General features: G+C 66.2%; 11 protein-coding genes. All 11 read left to right on the top strand.

Annotated elements, in window-relative coordinates; genetic code table 11:
• Positions 1-46 precede the first annotated feature (46 nt).
• Complete coding sequence (locus tag ACZIRK_RS33620; RefSeq protein ID WP_130227467.1) at positions 47-1,420, top strand: sensor histidine kinase; 1,374 nt, start codon at positions 47-49, stop codon at positions 1,418-1,420.
• Between the two features lie 127 nt (positions 1,421-1,547).
• Positions 1,548-2,951 carry a hypothetical protein gene (locus ACZIRK_RS33615; RefSeq protein WP_474418915.1) on the top strand — a complete coding sequence of 468 codons (1,404 nt, stop codon included), beginning with the start codon at positions 1,548-1,550 and terminating at the stop codon, positions 2,949-2,951.
• A 199-nt stretch (positions 2,952-3,150) separates the two neighbouring features.
• Complete coding sequence (gene ccmI / locus ACZIRK_RS33610) at positions 3,151-4,257, top strand: c-type cytochrome biogenesis protein CcmI (RefSeq protein ID WP_130227468.1); 1,107 nt, start codon at positions 3,151-3,153, stop codon at positions 4,255-4,257.
• 29 nt (positions 4,258-4,286) lie between these two features.
• Positions 4,287-4,775 (top strand): cytochrome c maturation protein CcmE, encoded by a 489-nt coding sequence (ccmE, locus tag ACZIRK_RS33605; protein WP_130227469.1) that lies wholly within the window; start codon positions 4,287-4,289, stop codon positions 4,773-4,775.
• Positions 4,772-6,754: a heme lyase CcmF/NrfE family subunit gene (locus ACZIRK_RS33600; RefSeq protein WP_130227470.1), complete on the top strand. Its 1,983-nt coding sequence runs from the start codon at positions 4,772-4,774 to the stop codon at positions 6,752-6,754. The genes ccmE and ACZIRK_RS33600 overlap by 4 nt, the downstream gene beginning before the upstream one ends.
• Positions 6,754-7,251, top strand: a complete 498-nt coding sequence (locus ACZIRK_RS33595) for a cytochrome c-type biogenesis protein (RefSeq protein ID WP_456645064.1) — start codon at positions 6,754-6,756, stop codon at positions 7,249-7,251. The genes ACZIRK_RS33600 and ACZIRK_RS33595 overlap by 1 nt, the downstream gene beginning before the upstream one ends.
• A 199-nt stretch (positions 7,252-7,450) precedes the next feature.
• Positions 7,451-8,794, top strand: a complete 1,344-nt coding sequence (locus ACZIRK_RS33590; RefSeq protein ID WP_474418914.1) for a methyl-accepting chemotaxis protein — start codon at positions 7,451-7,453, stop codon at positions 8,792-8,794.
• 230 nt (positions 8,795-9,024) lie between these two features.
• Positions 9,025-10,608: a Do family serine endopeptidase gene (locus tag ACZIRK_RS33585; RefSeq protein WP_130227472.1), complete on the top strand. Its 1,584-nt coding sequence runs from the start codon at positions 9,025-9,027 to the stop codon at positions 10,606-10,608.
• 324 nt (positions 10,609-10,932) lie between these two features.
• Positions 10,933-11,613 carry a response regulator transcription factor gene (locus ACZIRK_RS33580; protein ID WP_130227483.1) on the top strand — a complete coding sequence of 227 codons (681 nt, stop codon included), beginning with the start codon at positions 10,933-10,935 and terminating at the stop codon, positions 11,611-11,613.
• Positions 11,614-11,697: 84 nt separating this feature from the next.
• Entirely contained in the window at positions 11,698-13,158 is a 1,461-nt protein-coding gene (locus ACZIRK_RS33575; RefSeq protein WP_130227473.1) for an ATP-binding protein, read from the top strand.
• Positions 13,155-16,115, top strand: a complete 2,961-nt coding sequence (locus ACZIRK_RS33570; protein WP_130227474.1) for a bifunctional [glutamine synthetase] adenylyltransferase/[glutamine synthetase]-adenylyl-L-tyrosine phosphorylase — start codon at positions 13,155-13,157, stop codon at positions 16,113-16,115. Before ACZIRK_RS33575 ends, ACZIRK_RS33570 begins: the two co-directional genes overlap by 4 nt.
• The last annotated feature ends 241 nt before the right edge of the window (positions 16,116-16,356 follow it).

Here is a 16,356-nt window from a genome sequence, read left to right as displayed (position 1 = left end):
CACCTCGCATTAGATGCGGGGCCAGCCTTTTCGGGATCCTGCTCTGATGCGTGGAAGCTCGCTCGCCACCCGCCTGTTCCTGTCGGCGACCGCATGGCTGGTGGTGATCCTGGCGATCACCGGCTTCATCCTGTCCTCGGTGTATCGTGATGCGACGGAGCGTGCCTTCGACCGTCGCCTCAACCTCTATCTCCGCACCCTGATCGCCGAGGTCGCCACGCCTGATGAGCCGGCGGATCACCAGTTCCAGCTCGGCGAGCCGCTGTTCGAACTGCCGCTGTCCGGCTGGTACTGGCAGATCCTGCGCACCGACGTGGAAAAGGGCGAGACGCGCGCCTCGCGGTCGCTGTGGGACAAGAAGTTGCCGAAACTGGAGGATCAGGGCTTTGAGCTGACCGCCGCCGGCATTCGCACCGGCTATGTCGACGGCCCCGAAGGACAGACGCTGCGCATGGTCGAGCGTCCGGTCGATCTTGGCAGCGATGGCAGGTTCCTGGTCGGCGTCGCCGGCGACGCCAGCGAGATATTCGATGAGACGCGCAGCTTCGACTACTACCTCGGCGGCACCTTCACCTCGCTTGGCATCGTGCTGTTGCTGACCACGATCTTCCAGGTCCGTTTCGGCCTGGCGCCGCTCAAGCGCATTTCGGAGGCGATCGCCGATATCCGCTCCGGCCGCGCCGAACGGCTTGAAGGCAAGTTTCCGGTGGAGATCGCGCCGCTCGCGCGCGAGACCAACGCGCTGATCGATGCCAACCGCGAGATCGTCGAGCGCGCGCGCACCCATGTCGGCAATCTCGCCCACGCGGTCAAGACGCCCTTGTCGGTGATCGTCAACGAGGCCGCGACGCATGCCCCCGATCCCTTTGCCGCCAAGGTGCTGGAGCAGGCCGAAGTGATGCGCGACCAGGTCACGCATCACCTGGAGCGCGCCCGCATCGCCGCGCGCGTCACCATCGTCGCCACCGTCACCGAAGTGGCACCGGTGCTCGAGGCACTGCGGCGAACCATGGAAAAGATCCACCGCGACCGCGACATCACCATCGAGCTGAAAGCCGACCCATCGGCGAAATTCCGCGGCGAGCGCCAGGACCTCGAGGAGATGGCCGGCAACCTCGTCGACAATGCCTGCAAATGGGCGGCCTCGCAGGTCTTCATCGAAGTCCTGGTCGAGCCGCCAGCGGAGCCGGGTGCCGGCCCGCGGCTGCATATTATCGTCGATGACGACGGGCGCGGCTTGTCGGCCGCCGAGCGGGCCCAGGTGTCGCGGCGCGGCCAGCGGCTCGACGAATCCAAGCCGGGCTCGGGACTCGGGCTTTCAATCGTCACCGATCTCGCCGGCCTCTACGGCGGCAGCCTGTCACTCCGCAATGCGCCGATCGGCGGCTTGCGGGCGGAACTGGAATTGCCGGGAGTTTGAAGGCCGCGGGCGCGGCGAGGGGCGCCCGTGCATCATTTCCTAAACGCCTTCTTAACGCGCGCCCTCCTATCATGCCGAGCCGACGCCTCCTGCGTCGCCATCACGAGCATTCAATCACCCCAGGCCCATGAGCCAGACACCAACCGAGCGGCTGAGGGATTATCTCGCGCAGCTTCCGCCGCAATCGCAGGCGCTGCTGATGCGCGAGTTCGAGCGCGCAGTGGAGCGCGGCGAGGACGTCAGCGTCGCCACCCTGGTGCTCGAGCAGTTGCGCAAGATCGTGCGCCGGGCCGAGGAGGAGGAGACGCGCCCCCGGGGCGATGATCCGGCGCGCCTATTGTTCCGTCCGCTCGAGCCGTTCCTCGCCGAAGGCAATTTCCCGATCCGGCCGGGACAGGTCCGCCGCACCTCGCTGCTGCCGATATGGCAGTGGCTCGGCCGCGAGGGCGCGCCTGATGCGACCCGCGAATTCGAGACCGCGCTTGTGAAGGCGCACGACAGCGGTGCAACTTCGGCCGCCGAGGCCGCAGCCCGCAAATATCAGGTCGCCGCAGCGGAGGCGATCGTCAAGGTCGCGACGCCAGTGCCCGGTGATGACAAACAGCGGGCGCTGTCGCGCGTCGGCCCGCCCAATGTGGTCGAAGACCTGGTGTCGATCGGGCTGGTGCTGCGCGCGCGCGAGGCACTGGAGACGCTCGGCAGCCGGCTTCCGAGCCAGCTCCGGATGTTCGGCGACACCCAGATCGCCTCTGTCACCGCCGCGCTCAACGTCCCCTCGCTGCAGACGCCGCAATTGCTACCCTTCGCGCTGTCGCTGGTGATGCAGCGCCTGGTCGCGCCCTGGCAGATCATCCGCCTCGCGATCAAGATGGCGGCTTCCGACGACGAGATCCGCGTCGCCGCCACGCCCTATGGCGTTGCCGTCACGATCGCCTTGCACGATCTCTCCTATCTCGCAGCCTGCCTGCGCAGCGATATCCGGCGCGGTCATCTCGACAATGTCGGGGATCAATTGAAGACGCTGCATGATGGTGTGCGCGGCCTGCGTACGGAGCTCGACCTGCGCAACGAATCCACCTGGGGCAGGCAGTTGGCCTCGATCCGGGCCGATATCTCCAATTCAATGCAATCGGAGATCGACAGCGTTCCCGGCCGGGTCCGCCGCATTCTGCGCCAGCGCCCGGACAAGGATATCTCCGCCGCCGCCATGATCGACACGACCGAAGTCGAGGAGGTCGCCGCGCTCATCGACTTCGTCGCGGTGTGCCGCACCTATGCGAGCGAGCTCGCGATCAACGAGGTGACGCTGCGGACCTATTCCGACCTGCAGCAATATGTCGAGAAGTCGACGGAGGCGCTGGTGCAGTCCTTGCGCGCCGGCGACCACAGGGTGCGGGGCTATCGTCAGCAGCAGGCCAGCGCAGCGATCCGCTTCTGCGAGGTCCTGTTCGGCCACGACTACGCTTCGCTGATGAACCGCGCCGCGGAGAACGCCATGACCGGCGAGCGCAAATCGTCCCGCGCTGGCTGATCGTCATTTTTTACGGTTTTCCTTCTGCGATCCGATATCGGGGTCGCGCGAAAATTCGGTTGCTCCCGCAATTTCTCCCTCCGGTTGGTTACGGAGGGCGGTTCCGATCCAGCAATTGTCAATTGCTCCGCTTCCCGCCGGTGGTGTAAAGCGGCACATCGGTACCAGCTTTCGGTGCCGTTCGCCCGGGAACTCGTTGATGACACTGTGGTTTGTGTTCGCGCTGATGACGGTCGCGGCGATCTTCGCCGTGCTTTGGCCGCTTGGTCGCGCGACCCCTGCGACATCAGGCGGCAGCGAGGCCAATGTTTACAAGGACCAGCTCGCCGAGATCGAGCGCGATCTTGCTTCGGGCCTGATCGGGGCGTCGGAAGCCGAGGCGGCGCGGGTCGAGATCGGCCGACGCTTGCTTGCCGCCGTGGACGGCGAGGCTGCGGCGGCGCCAAAAGCCAACCTGCCGCTGCGGCGGTCGGCCGCCGTGGCGGCGCTGGTCGGACTGCCGGTGATGGCGGCGGCGTTCTATCTTGCGCTGGGCTCGCCACAGCTCGGCGATTTTCCGCTCGCCGCGCGCAGCCGCATGGCAGACGTCAATCAGCCGCTCGCCAATCTGGTGGCGCAGGTGGAGGCGCATCTCGAGAAGAATCCGACCGATGGCCGCGGCTGGAACGTGCTGGCGCCGGTGCTCTCCAGGCTCGGCCGTTACGACGACGCGGTGCGCGCCTATCGCAATTCGATCACCTATAACGGCGACAGTTCGGAACGCCGCGCCGATCTTGGCGAGGCGCTGACCGGTGTGGCCGGAGGCGTCGTCACCGCGGAGGCCAAGGCCGAATTCGAGCGCGCCGTGGCGCAAAACGCCGACGATCCCAAGGCGAACTACTTCCTCGGGCTCGCCGCCGAGCAGGACGGCCGCAAGGACGACGCAGCCTCGATCTGGCGCGCGATGCTCGCCAAGGCGCCGGCGGATGCGCCGTGGCGATCGCTGGTGCAGGCCTCGCTGACGCGGGTCGGCGGCGCTGTCGTCGCGCCCGCGCTGTCAGACGAGACCATGGCCGCGGCCAAGGACATGAGCACGGACGACCGCTCCGCGATGATCCGTGGCATGGTCGACCGGCTCGCCACGCGCCTCAAGCAGGACGGCAACGATGTCGAGGGATGGCTGCGGCTGGTGCGTGCCTATATGGTGATGGGAGAGCGCGACAAGGCGGTTGCCGCGCTCACCGATGCCCGCCAGGCGGTTGCCAATGATGCCGAACGCTTGCGCCAGCTCAATGAAGGCCTGAAGAATCTCGGGCTGGATGGATGACATGCGCACAGACAGGACCATAGGGAACCATGACGCGTAAGCAGCGGCGCTTGGTGATGATCGGCGGCTCGCTGGCGGTGCTCGCGGTGGCGGCCGCGCTGGTGCTCAGCGCCTTGCGCGATTCCATCGTGTTCTTCTCCACGCCCTCGATGGTTGCCGAAAAGCATATTTCCGCCGGCAAGCGGTTCCGCCTCGGCGGCCTGGTGCAGCCAGGCTCGCTCAAACGCGGCGACAACCTCGCGGTGACGTTTGAGGTCGCCGACGGCAGCGCCACGCTGCCGGTCGCCTACAAGGGAATCCTGCCGGACCTGTTCCGCGAAGGGCAGGGCGTCGTCGCCGAGGGCGCGCTGGATCAATCCGGTGTGTTCCGCGCCGACACCGTGCTCGCAAAGCATGACGAGACCTACATGCCCAAGGAGGTCGCCGACGCCCTGAAGAAGCAGGGCCACTGGAAGGACGATTACGGCAAGCCCAGCGCCTCGGCCGAGCCGCAGCCGGTGCAGGGGGCGATGCGTTGATCGCGGAAGCCGGACATTACGCGCTGGTGCTGGCGCTTGGGCTGGCGCTGATCCAGTCGATTGTGCCGATGCTCGGCGCGCGCTGGGGCGATGTCGCGCTGATGAACGTCGCGCGCTCCACCGCGCTCGCGCAGCTCCTGTTCGTGGGTGCCTCGTTCATTGCGCTGGTGATGCTGCACGTGACCTCGGATTTCTCCGTCGTCAACGTGTTCGAGAACTCGCACTCGATGAAGCCGCTGATCTACAAGATCACCGGCGTCTGGGGTAACCACGAGGGATCGATGCTGCTCTGGGTGTCGATCCTGGCGCTGTTCGGCGGCCTCGTCGCCGCCTTCGGCAACAACCTGCCGCTGACCCTGCGCGCGCACGTGCTCGCGGTGCAGGCCTGGATCGCGAGCGCCTTCTATCTCTTCATCCTGCTCACCTCGAATCCGTTCCTGCGCATTGCCAATCCGCCGATCGAGGGCAGGGATCTGAACCCGGTGCTGCAGGATATCGGCCTCGCCGTGCATCCGCCGATGCTCTATCTCGGCTATGTCGGCTTCTCGATCTCGTTCTCCTTCGCGGTCGCCGCCCTGATCGAGGGCCGCATCGATGCCGCCTGGGCGCGCTGGGTGCGGCCGTGGACGCTGCTGGCCTGGATCTTCCTTACGCTCGGCATCGCGATGGGCTCGTACTGGGCCTATTACGAGCTCGGTTGGGGCGGCTGGTGGTTCTGGGATCCCGTCGAGAACGCCTCGCTGATGCCCTGGCTCGCCGGCACGGCGCTGTTGCATTCGGCGGTCGTGATGGAGAAGCGCAACGCGCTGAAGGTCTGGACTATCCTGCTGTCGATCCTGACCTTCTCGCTGTCCTTGCTCGGTACCTTCCTGGTGCGCTCCGGCGTCCTGACTTCGGTGCACGCCTTTGCGACCGATCCGACGCGCGGGGTGTTCATCCTCTTGATCCTCTGCCTCTTCATCGGCGGCAGCCTGTCGCTCTATGCGGCCCGGGCCGCATCGTTGAAGCAGGGCGGCCTGTTCGCGCCGATCTCGCGGGAGGGCGCGCTGGTGCTCAACAACCTGTTCCTGACCACGGCCTGCGCGACGGTGTTCATCGGCACGCTCTATCCGCTGGCGCTCGAGGTCCTGACCGGCGACAAGATCTCGGTCGGCGCGCCGTTCTTCAACCTGACCTTCGGGCCGCTGTTCGTGCCATTGATGATCGCCGTGCCGTTCGGCCCCTTGCTGGCCTGGAAGCGCGGCGACCTGCTTGGCGCCGCTCAGCGCCTGACCGCGGCCGGGATCGTCGCGCTGATTGCGATCGCGGTGCTGTGGGCCTGGACGCGCGGCGGTGCCAGCTTCGCGCCGCTCGCGATCGGGCTTGCGGTATTCGTCGTCGCTGGGGCGCTCACCGACCTCGCCGAGCGTATCGGGCTGTTCCGGCTTCCGTTCGGCACCTCCGTGCAGCGGGCGCGCGGCCTGCCGCGGGCGGCGTGGGGCACGGCGTTCGCCCATGCCGGCGTCGGTATCGCCCTGATCGGGATCGTCTGCGAGACCACCTGGAACAGCGAATATATCGGCACCATGAAGCCGGGCGACTCCGCGAAAGTCGCCGGCTACGAATTGAAGCTCGACGATATCGGCCAGCGCCAGGGACCGAATTTCCGCGAGATGGTGGCGAGGTTCACGGTCGGCCTCGACGGCAAGACGCTCAACGTCATGACGCCGTCGAAGCGCAATTTCACCACGCGCGGTGCGTCCACCACCGAGGCCGCGCTGCTGACGCGCGGGGTGAGCCAGCTCTATATCTCGCTCGGCGATATCGCCGCCGACGGCGGCATCGCGGTGCGCATCTATCACAAGCCCATGGTGCTCTTGATCTGGTTCGGCCCGGTGCTGATGGCTTTTGGCGGCTTCTTGTCGCTGTCCGACCGGCGCCTGCGCGTCGGTGCGCCCAAGCCGGCCAAGGCCGCGCGCGCATTGCAGGCGGCGGAGTGATGCGGAGGGCGCTTGCAGCTTGTGTGCTGGCGTTCGCCGTGTCGTTCGGCGCACCGGCGGCGTTCGCCGTGCAGCCTGACGAGATCATGGCCGATCCCGCCAAGGAAGCGCGGGCGCGGGAGCTGTCGCGCGAACTGCGTTGCATGGTGTGCCAGAACCAGTCGATCGACGATTCCGAGGCGCCGCTGGCGCGCGACCTGCGCATCCTGGTCCGCGAGCGGATCGCGGCCGGCGACAGCGATCGGCAGGTGATCGATTTCCTGGTGGCGCGCTACGGTGAATTCGTCCTGCTGAAGCCGCGCTTCAATCCGCATACGCTGCTGCTCTGGCTGGTCCCGCCGCTAGTCCTGGTCGGAGGCGGCGTGGCGCTTTGGCTGTTTGGCCGCCGCCGGCCAGTTGCCCCGGCGGGCGCCACAACCGGCGCCCATCTCACTCCTGAGGAGGAGAGCCGGCTGGCTGCGCTGATGTCGGAGGAAGCGCCGGAAAGGCGTGGCTGATCTACGTACTGTTACGTAGGTCCATAGGCGTCGGCATCAATTGCGGCATTCATCCAATCTTGACCTTTTGTGTGGAACTTTGCCTCGCCCTTCCTCCAGAGCATGATCCGGAAAAGTGGGTACCGGTTGTCCGAGAGGATCACGTTCACAAAACGATAGAGCGTGATGATGCTTTGTCGTAACGCTCTTGAGCAAGCCGATGTTTTCCAACAGCAATCTGACTATCCGCTTCCTTGTCGCATCCGTTGTCATTGCGCTTCTGGTGCTGCTTGGGATCGGCGGCGGTACGGGCTTCATCGCCGTGCTCTACCTCAACAACGAGATCACGGCGCTTGCCGCTGAGTTCAAATCGCTGAGCGGCCCGGGCCGCGAGCATGCCATGCAGATCTATCAGGAGGCGCAGACCGCGTTCTCCTACTTCCTTATTGCCTGCGGTGCGATCGCCGTGATCGCGCTTACGGTTTGCCTGACCACCTACTTCGCGGTTCGGGACGGCGTCATGCGGCCGCTGGCTGGCATGGTGCATGCGATGCGCGAGGTGGCCGAGCAGAAGTACGAGACGCCGATTCCGGGTCTCGGCAGGAGCAATGAAATCGGGCTGCTCGCCGGCGCGCTCGAAGTGTTCAAGACCAACGGGATCGAACGCCAGCGGCTGACCGACCAGGAACTGCGCGACGCCCACAACCAGCGCGAGCGGACTCGCTATCTCGACGAGAAGATCCGCGACTTCAACGGCCTCGTCGCCAATGTCGTCGGCAGCGTTGCCGCATCGGCCGTCCGCCTCAGGGGCAACGCCGAAACGCTGTCGCGCGCCGCCAACGAGACCAGCCAGAAGGCGAGCGCGGTTGCCAGCGCAGCCGGCCAGGCCAGCACCAGCGTCCAGACGGTGGCGACATCAGCGGAGCAGATGACGACCTCGATCGCGGCGATCAGTCAGCGTGTCACCGACGCCACTCAGCGTGCCGAAGGGGCGGTGGCGCAGGCGCGCCAGAGCGCCGACACCATCCACGCGCTCTCGGACGCGGCCGAGAAGATCGGGGCCGTCGTGCAATTGATCCAGACGGTTGCCTCGCAGACCAACCTGTTGGCGCTCAACGCCACCATCGAAGCCGCGCGGGCCGGCGAGGCCGGCAAGGGATTTGCGGTGGTCGCCTCGGAGGTGAAGAACCTGGCCAGCCAGACCAGCAAGGCGACCGAGGAGATCTCGCAGCAGGTCACGAGCATCCAGGCGATCACGGCGGAAACGCGCGGCGCCATCGATGGGATATCGAACACGATCGCCGAAATCAGCTCGATCATGTCGGGCATCGACGTCGACACCGCACGCCAGCGCAACGCCACCCAGGACATCTCCAGGAGCGTCCAGGACGCGGCGAGGGGAACCATGGACGTCACCAACCACATCGTCCAGATCACCACCACCTCGTCCGACACCGGCCGCATGGCCGGCGAGGCCAAGGATTCCGCGGTCGACCTGTCGCAGCAGGCGGACATCCTCAAGCGCGAGGTCGAGGGTTTCATTGCCAGCGTCAGGGCAGTCTGACGGCTCGCGATTTTGCGACCTGGAACCTTCGGGCGGGACTTACCGCGAGCTCCTGCAGCTCGCGACTAACCCATTGGCGGAGCTGCGATATTCTGCCGCACCCGGTCTCGTCTCTATTACGAAAGTTTAATTCCGCAGCCAGCGCGCCGTAAGGCTGACACCCCCATGTTTAGACACGTCCGGTGCTTGCCCCCGCACCTTTCGAGTTCTGGCTCTTGGAGATTTTTAGAATGACCGAACGACCCACCGATCTTTCGTCTCTGCCGTCTTACCGCGCGCCGCGGCCTTCGCTGTTCTCGGCCCGCAGATTTGCGTTGATGGCTTCGGTCGTCGCCGGCCTCGGCGTCGCCGGCTATGGTTTGAGCCCGCAGCACACGCCGAGCGATCTGTTCGCCAGCCCGGCGCAGGCGCAGGTCAACAACGAGGTCCGCAAGGTTCAGCAGCCGGTCGGCTTTGCTGATATTGTCGAGCGCGTGAAGCCGTCGGTGATTTCGGTCAAAGTCAATATCGGCGAGAAGCTCGCCAAGGACGACAGCAACGAGGACTCGCCGTTCCCGCCGGGCTCGCCGATGGAGCGTTTCTTCCGTCGCTTCGGTGGACAGGATGGACTCCCCCCGGGCATGCGCGGCGGACCGCGTGGCCGTGGCATCGTGACCGGCCAGGGTTCGGGTTTCTTCATTTCGGCTGACGGCTTTGCGGTGACCAACAACCACGTCGTTGACGGCGCCGACAAGGTCGAGGTCACGACCGATGACGGCAAGACCTATTCGGCCAAGGTGATCGGCACCGATCCGCGTACCGACCTCGCGCTAGTCAAGGTCGAGGGTGGTTCCAACTTCCCGTTCGCTAAGCTGTCCGACACCAAGCCGCGGATCGGCGACTGGGTGCTGGCGGTCGGCAACCCCTTCGGGCTCGGCGGCACGGTTACCGCCGGTATCGTCTCGGCCTCCGGCCGCGACATCGGCAATGGCCCGTATGACGATTTCATCCAGATCGACGCGCCCGTGAACAAGGGCAACTCTGGTGGCCCGGCGTTCGACGTGTCCGGTGAGGTGATGGGCGTCAACACCGCGATCTACTCGCCCTCCGGCGGCAGCGTCGGCATCGCCTTCTCGATCCCGGCCGCGACGGTGAAGAGCGTCGTCGCCCAGCTCAAGGACAAGGGCACGGTCAGCCGCGGCTGGATCGGCGTCCAGATCCAGCCGGTGACCTCCGACATCGCCGACAGCCTCGGCATGAAGAAGGCCGAAGGCGCGCTGGTGGCGGAGCCCCAGGCCAACGGTCCGGCGGCCAAGGCCGGCATCGAGTCCGGCGACGTCATCACCGCCGTCAACGGCGAAACGGTCAAGGACGCGCGCGAGCTCGCCCGCACCATCGGCGGCCTGGCGCCCGGCAATGCGGTGAAGCTCAACGTCCTGCACAAGGGCACGGAGAAGACCGTCAACCTCACGCTCGGCCAGTTGCCGAACACGGTTGAGGCCAAGGCCGATAACGACAACGGCGATCGCGGCTCTTCTTCCCGCGGCACCGATGTGCCGAAGCTCGGCCTGACGGTGGCCCCCGCCAACAGCGTGGCCGGCGCCGGCAAGGACGGCGTCGTCGTGACCGAGGTCGACCCGAAGAGCGCCGCGGCCGAGCGCGGCTTCAAGGAAGGCGACGTCATTCTTGAAGTCGCCGGCAAGAACGTCACCAGCGCCGGTGATGTGCGCGATGCGATCACCTCCGCACGGAACGACAACAAGAACAGCGTTTTGATGCGTGTAAAGAGCGGCGGTTCGTCGCGCTTTGTGGCAGTCCCGCTGGCGAAGGGTTAAATACGAGATGGAAGGCGTCGCCGGCAATCGTCGCCCCCGCCGACGGCCCTTCCTGGGGAGCGAGCCTCAACGCTCGCCCCCTCTTGCTACCTTCCGGTGGAATGCGCCCCCCTCCGTCGGAAGGCCTAGGGCGGTGAGGTCCCCCAGCTTCACCGCCCACTCTTTCCCCTCCAGCATGATCCGGAAAAGCGGAAGCCGGTTTTCCGGAAGGATCATGCAAATCAACGCGAACGCGCGCGGCCGTCTTGCATGTGCAGGGCGGCCGCGCCATGCTGAGAGGAAACCAATCCCGTGACCGCCACCGCACCTTTAGCCGCACCCCAGATGCGCCTCCTGATCATCGAAGACGATCGCGAATCCGCCGACTATCTCGTCAAGGCGTTCCGCGAAGTCGGCTATATCGCCGACCTCGCCGACGACGGCGAGGAGGGCCTGTCGATGGCCGAAAGCGGCGACTATGACGTCCTCGTCGTCGACCGCATGCTGCCGAAGCGGGACGGCCTGTCCCTGATCGGAACGCTGCGCGACAAGGGGAACCGTACGCCGGTATTGATCCTCTCTGCGCTCGGCCAGGTCGACGACCGCATCAAGGGCTTGCGCGCCGGCGGCGACGACTACCTGCCGAAACCCTATTCATTCGCCGAACTGCTGGCGCGCGTCGAAGTCCTGTCGCGCCGCAATGTCGGCCCGGCGGAAGAGACGGTCTATCGGGTCGGCGATCTCGAGCTCGACCGCCTGTCGCACCGCGTCGCCCGCGGCAAGGACGAGCTGACGCTGCAGCCGCGCGAATTCCGCCTGCTCGAATATCTGATGAAGCATGCAGGGCAGGTGGTGACGCGCACCATGCTGCTCGAGAATGTCTGGGACTATCACTTCGATCCGCAGACCAACGTCATCGACGTGCACATCTCGCGCCTGCGCTCCAAGATCGACAAGGGCTTCGAGCGGCCCTTGCTGCACACGATCCGCGGGGCAGGGTACATGATCCGCGACGGGATACGGTAGCTGAGTCCGAAAGACGTAGCTGCATCGGTGCTTGGGAGCATCGGATAGCAACGCGCAACAGCAACATCTTGGGTAGCATCATCCGTGACGGCATTCGGTAAACTGATCCGCACCACGGCGTTCCGGCTGACGCTGGTCTATCTGTTTTTGTTTGCGCTGTTCGCAGCGTCGCTGCTCGGCTATTTCGCCTGGAATACGCGCCGCCTGATCACCGAGCAGATCACCTCCACGGTCAATGCCGAGGTCGGCGAGGTCACCGAGATCTACAACCGGCGCGGCCTGCGCGGCCTTGTGTTCACGATCGGCAACCGGGCGCTGCGGCCGGGCGCCAACCTCTACCTCGTAACCGCACCGAACGGGCAGGCGATCGCCGGCAATGTCGGCTCGCTGGCGCCGGGGGTGATGGGAATGCAGGGTTGGACCGAGACGGCCTATCGGCGGCTCGACGACAACGACAACACCGATCACCGCGCGCTGGTGCGGGTCACCGAGATGACCAATGGCTTCCGGCTCTTGATCGGGCGCGACCTCGAGGAGCGGCGGCGGCTGTTCGGCATCGTTGCCAAAGCCGCGCAATGGTCGATCCTGGTCGTGGTCGTGCTCGGCATCGGCGGCGGCATCTTCGTCGCGCGGCGGGTGCTGCAGCGGATCGATGCCATGACCGGCACCGCCCAGCGCATCATGGCCGGCGATCTCTCCGACCGCCTGCCGGTCGGCCGCAGCGGCGACGAGCTCGATCGTCTCGCCGAGAACCTCAACGCCATGCTGGAGCGCATCGAGGCGCTGATGACGGGGCTGAAGGAGGTCTCCGACAACATAGCCCACGACCTCAAGACCCCGCTGACGCGCCTTCGCAACCGCGCCGAGGAGGCGTTGGCGCGCGCCAGGAGCGAGGCCGATTACCGGGCGGCGCTGGAGCGCACCATCGAGGAATCCGATGGCCTGATCCGTACCTTCAATGCACTCTTGATGATCGCGCGGGCTGAGTCCGGTCAGGCGCGCGGCAACATGGATGATTTCGACGCGGCCGATGTCGCCGCCGGCATCCATGAGCTCTACGAGCCGCTCGCCGAGGACGACGGCATGAGCCTGCATGTGAAGACCGCGCCCAGCGCGATGCACGGCAACCGTGAATTGATCAGCCAGGCGCTCGCCAACCTCGTCGAGAACGCGATCAAATATGGCAAGCCGGTCGTGCAGCCGATCGACCCGGAGGCGGCCGCCGCAGCCAAGGAGATCCTGATCGAGGCGCGGCGCGAGGCCGACTCCGTGCTGCTCAGCGTCACCGATCATGGTCCGGGCATTCCCGAAGCCGATCGCAAGCACGCGGTGGAACGATTCGTCCGGCTCGAGGCGAGCCGCACGCTGCCGGGTTCCGGGCTTGGGCTCAGCCTCGCCGCGGCGGTCGCGACACTGCATGGCGGCGAGCTCAGGCTCGGCGACGCCCATCCCGGGCTGGTTGCGACGCTGGTGCTGCCGGCGCGTGCCGGCGCGGCTGACAGGCTTGCGGCCCAAACGCAGGATGTGCCACAGAAGGCGGCATGAACGCTTCCGCGCCGGGCTCCGCGGGACATCGTCTGGCCGCGCGGTTCGCGGACGGACCGTATGTGTCCGCGCCCATCCAAGCCGAACAGCGCCTGACAGACTGGCTCGCCGAACTCGAGCCGGCGCAATCGGCCGCGCTCGATGAACTGCTCGGCTATCCCTTCGCCAAGCGCATCCTGCTCGGCATTGCGGAATGCTCGCCGTTCCTGTTCGAGCTCGTGCGCGCCGATCCGGCGCGGCTGATCCGGCTGCTCTCCTGCGACCCGGAGCCGCATCTGGCCGACCTGATCGACAAGACCTCGCACGATGTGTTCGCCGCCTCAGGCGAGGCCGAAGTGATGCAACTGCTCCGCCGCATGAAGGCGGAGGCGGCGCTCCTGATCGCGCTTTGCGACATTGGCGGCGTGTGGCCGGTCACACGGGTCACCGCCGCGCTGACCGACCTTGCGGTCGCGTCCGTGCAGTCGGCGCTGCGCTACCTGCTGCGCCAGGAGATGGCGCGCGGCCGCCTCCATGCGCCCGACCCCGACCATCCCGAAGAGGGCAGCGGGCTGATCGTGCTCGCGATGGGCAAGATGGGCGCGGGCGAGCTGAACTATTCCAGCGATATCGATCTCATCGTCTTCTACGATCCGGCTGCGACCTCGCTGGCCGAGGATATCGAACCACAGCCGTTCTTCGTCCGCGTCACCCAATCGATGGCGCGCATGCTGCAGCAGCGCTCCGGCGACGGCTATGTGTTCCGCGTCGACCTGCGGCTGCGGCCCGATCCGGCGTCGACGCAGGTCGCGATATCGACCGATTCGGCCCTGAACTATTACGCGCGGGAAGGGCGCACCTGGGAACGCGCCGCGATGATCAAGGCGCGCCCCTGCGCCGGCGACAGCAGGGCGGGCGAGGTGCTGCTTGCGGAAATCGCCCCCTTCGTCTGGCGCAAGCATCTGGACTTCGCCGCGCTTGCCGATGTCCACGACATGAAGCGGCAGATGCAGACCTACCGCGGCCAGAGCGAGATCTCGGTCGAGGGCCACAACGTCAAGGTCGGCCGCGGCGGCATCCGCGAGATCGAGTTCTTCGCCCAGACCCAGCAGTTGATCGCGGGCGGGCGGCATCCGGAATTGCGGGTGCGGCCGACGCTCGAGGCGCTCGCGATGCTGGCCTCCAGCAACTGGATCACCTTTGAGGCGCGTGACGAGCTCACCGCGGCCTATCAGTTCCTGCGCCGCGTCGAGCATCGCCTGCAGATGATCGCCGACGAGCAGACGCACACGCTGCCGGAAGATCCGGCGGCGATCGAGCGCTTTGCTCATTTCCTCGGCTATACGAGCAGGGCCACCTTTGCGATGGAATTGCTCGCGCATCTCAACATCGTGCAGGGCCATTACGCTAAGCTTTTCGAGGGCGACGAGCCGACCGGCACGGCAAACCTGCCGAAGCTGAACTACGGCGCCGGCCCCGAAGACCAGCGGCTGCTCGAGCACCTCGTGAGTCTCGGCTTCGAGAAGCCGGTCGCGGTCGCAAAGACCGTGCAGCAATGGATCGAAGGCGACTATCGCGCGCTGCGCGTGGAGGCGACGCGCAACGCTTTCCTCGAGTTCATTCCGGGCCTGATCGACGGCCTCGCGCATGCCGAGGAGCCGGACGCTGCGGTTGTGGCGTTCGACCGTTTCCTCGGGGCGCTGCAGCGGGGCGGGCGGCTGATCACGCTGCTGAGCCAGAACCGCGACCTGGTCGCGCTGGTGGCGCTGATCCTCGGCGCCGCGCCGCGGCTCGGCGACATGCTGGCGCGGCAGCCGCAGATCATGGACGGGCTGATCGATCCGCGCTTCTTCGGCGCGATGCCGGACCAGCGCGAATTGTCCGAGCGGCTCGCGATCACGCTCAAGGACGCCGGCTCCTACGAGGACTTCCTCGATCGCCTGCGGCTGTTCGGCCAGGAAAGCCTGTTCCTGATCGGCACGCGGATCCTCTCCGGCACGGTGTCGGCGCAGCAGGCGAGCGTCGCCTTCGCCGACGTCGCGGAAGGCATCGTGCACACCGTGCATGGCCTCGTCACCGACCAGTTCGCTACGCAATACGGCCGCATCAACGACCAGGAGACCGCGATCCTCGCCATGGGCCGGCTCGGCAGCCGCGAGATGACGGCGTCGTCCGATCTCGACCTGATCCTGCTCTACGACTACGACCACGAGCGCCCGGACTCCGACGGCGACCGCGCGCTGCACGGTGCGCAGTATTTTGCCCGCTTCACCCAGCGCCTGATCTCCGCCTTCACGACACGAACCAATTACGGCGTGCTCTACGAGGTCGACATGCGGCTGCGCCCATCGGGCCGCGCCGGTCCGCTGGCATCACGGCTCGATTCCTTCGCCGAATATCAGGAGCGCGAGGCCTGGACCTGGGAGCACATGGCGCTGACGCGGGCGCGCGTGATCTCGTCATCGCCGGCGTTCCGCGAGAAGATCGAAGACATCATCCGCCGCGTGCTGACGCGCAAGCGCGATGCGGGCAAAACCGCCAACGACGTCGTCGAGATGCGGCGCGCGATCGCGCTCGAGAAGGGCGAGGACGACATCTGGGACCTGAAGCTCGCCGCTGGCGGCCTCATCGACATCGATTTCATCGCGCAATATCTGCAACTCGTGCACGCCGCCCAGAAGCCCGACATCCTCAGCGTCTCCACATTGCAGGTGCTCGACAACGCCGCAAAACTCGGCGTGCTCGGCCAGTCGGAAGCCGAAGTGCTGCGCTCGGCCGCGCGGCTCTATCACGACCTCACGCAGATCCTGCGCCTTTGCGTGATTGGCAAATTCAATCCCGAAACCGCCGGTGACGATCTGCTACGCGTGATGGCGCGCGCAGGCGACACGCCGGATTTCTCCGCCCTCGAAGCCGGCGTGCGCGAGACGCAAGGTGAGGTGAGGCGCGTGTTCAACGCGATCGTCGGCGGACGTTAGGCGCGGCGCCGATCGCTACAAATTCGGTGTCGTCCGGGGCTTGACCCGGGACCCATAACCACAGGCGTTTGTAATGTGCTCCGCCGCAACCGCTTGCGCGCGCCACAACCCGATCCTGTGGTTGATGGGGTGGACGGCCCCCTACGGCATCAGTTGTGCCAGAATGAGGTTGTCGAAATCTCAAACGAGGGAGCCGTTCGTGACGCAGATTATCCGCATTGGAATGGATACGTCGAAGCAT

The sequence above is a fragment of the Bradyrhizobium sp. Leo114 genome (assembly GCF_055229415.2).
Note: the sequence above shows the minus strand (reverse complement) of the source record. Positions and strands in the feature narration are given on the sequence as shown.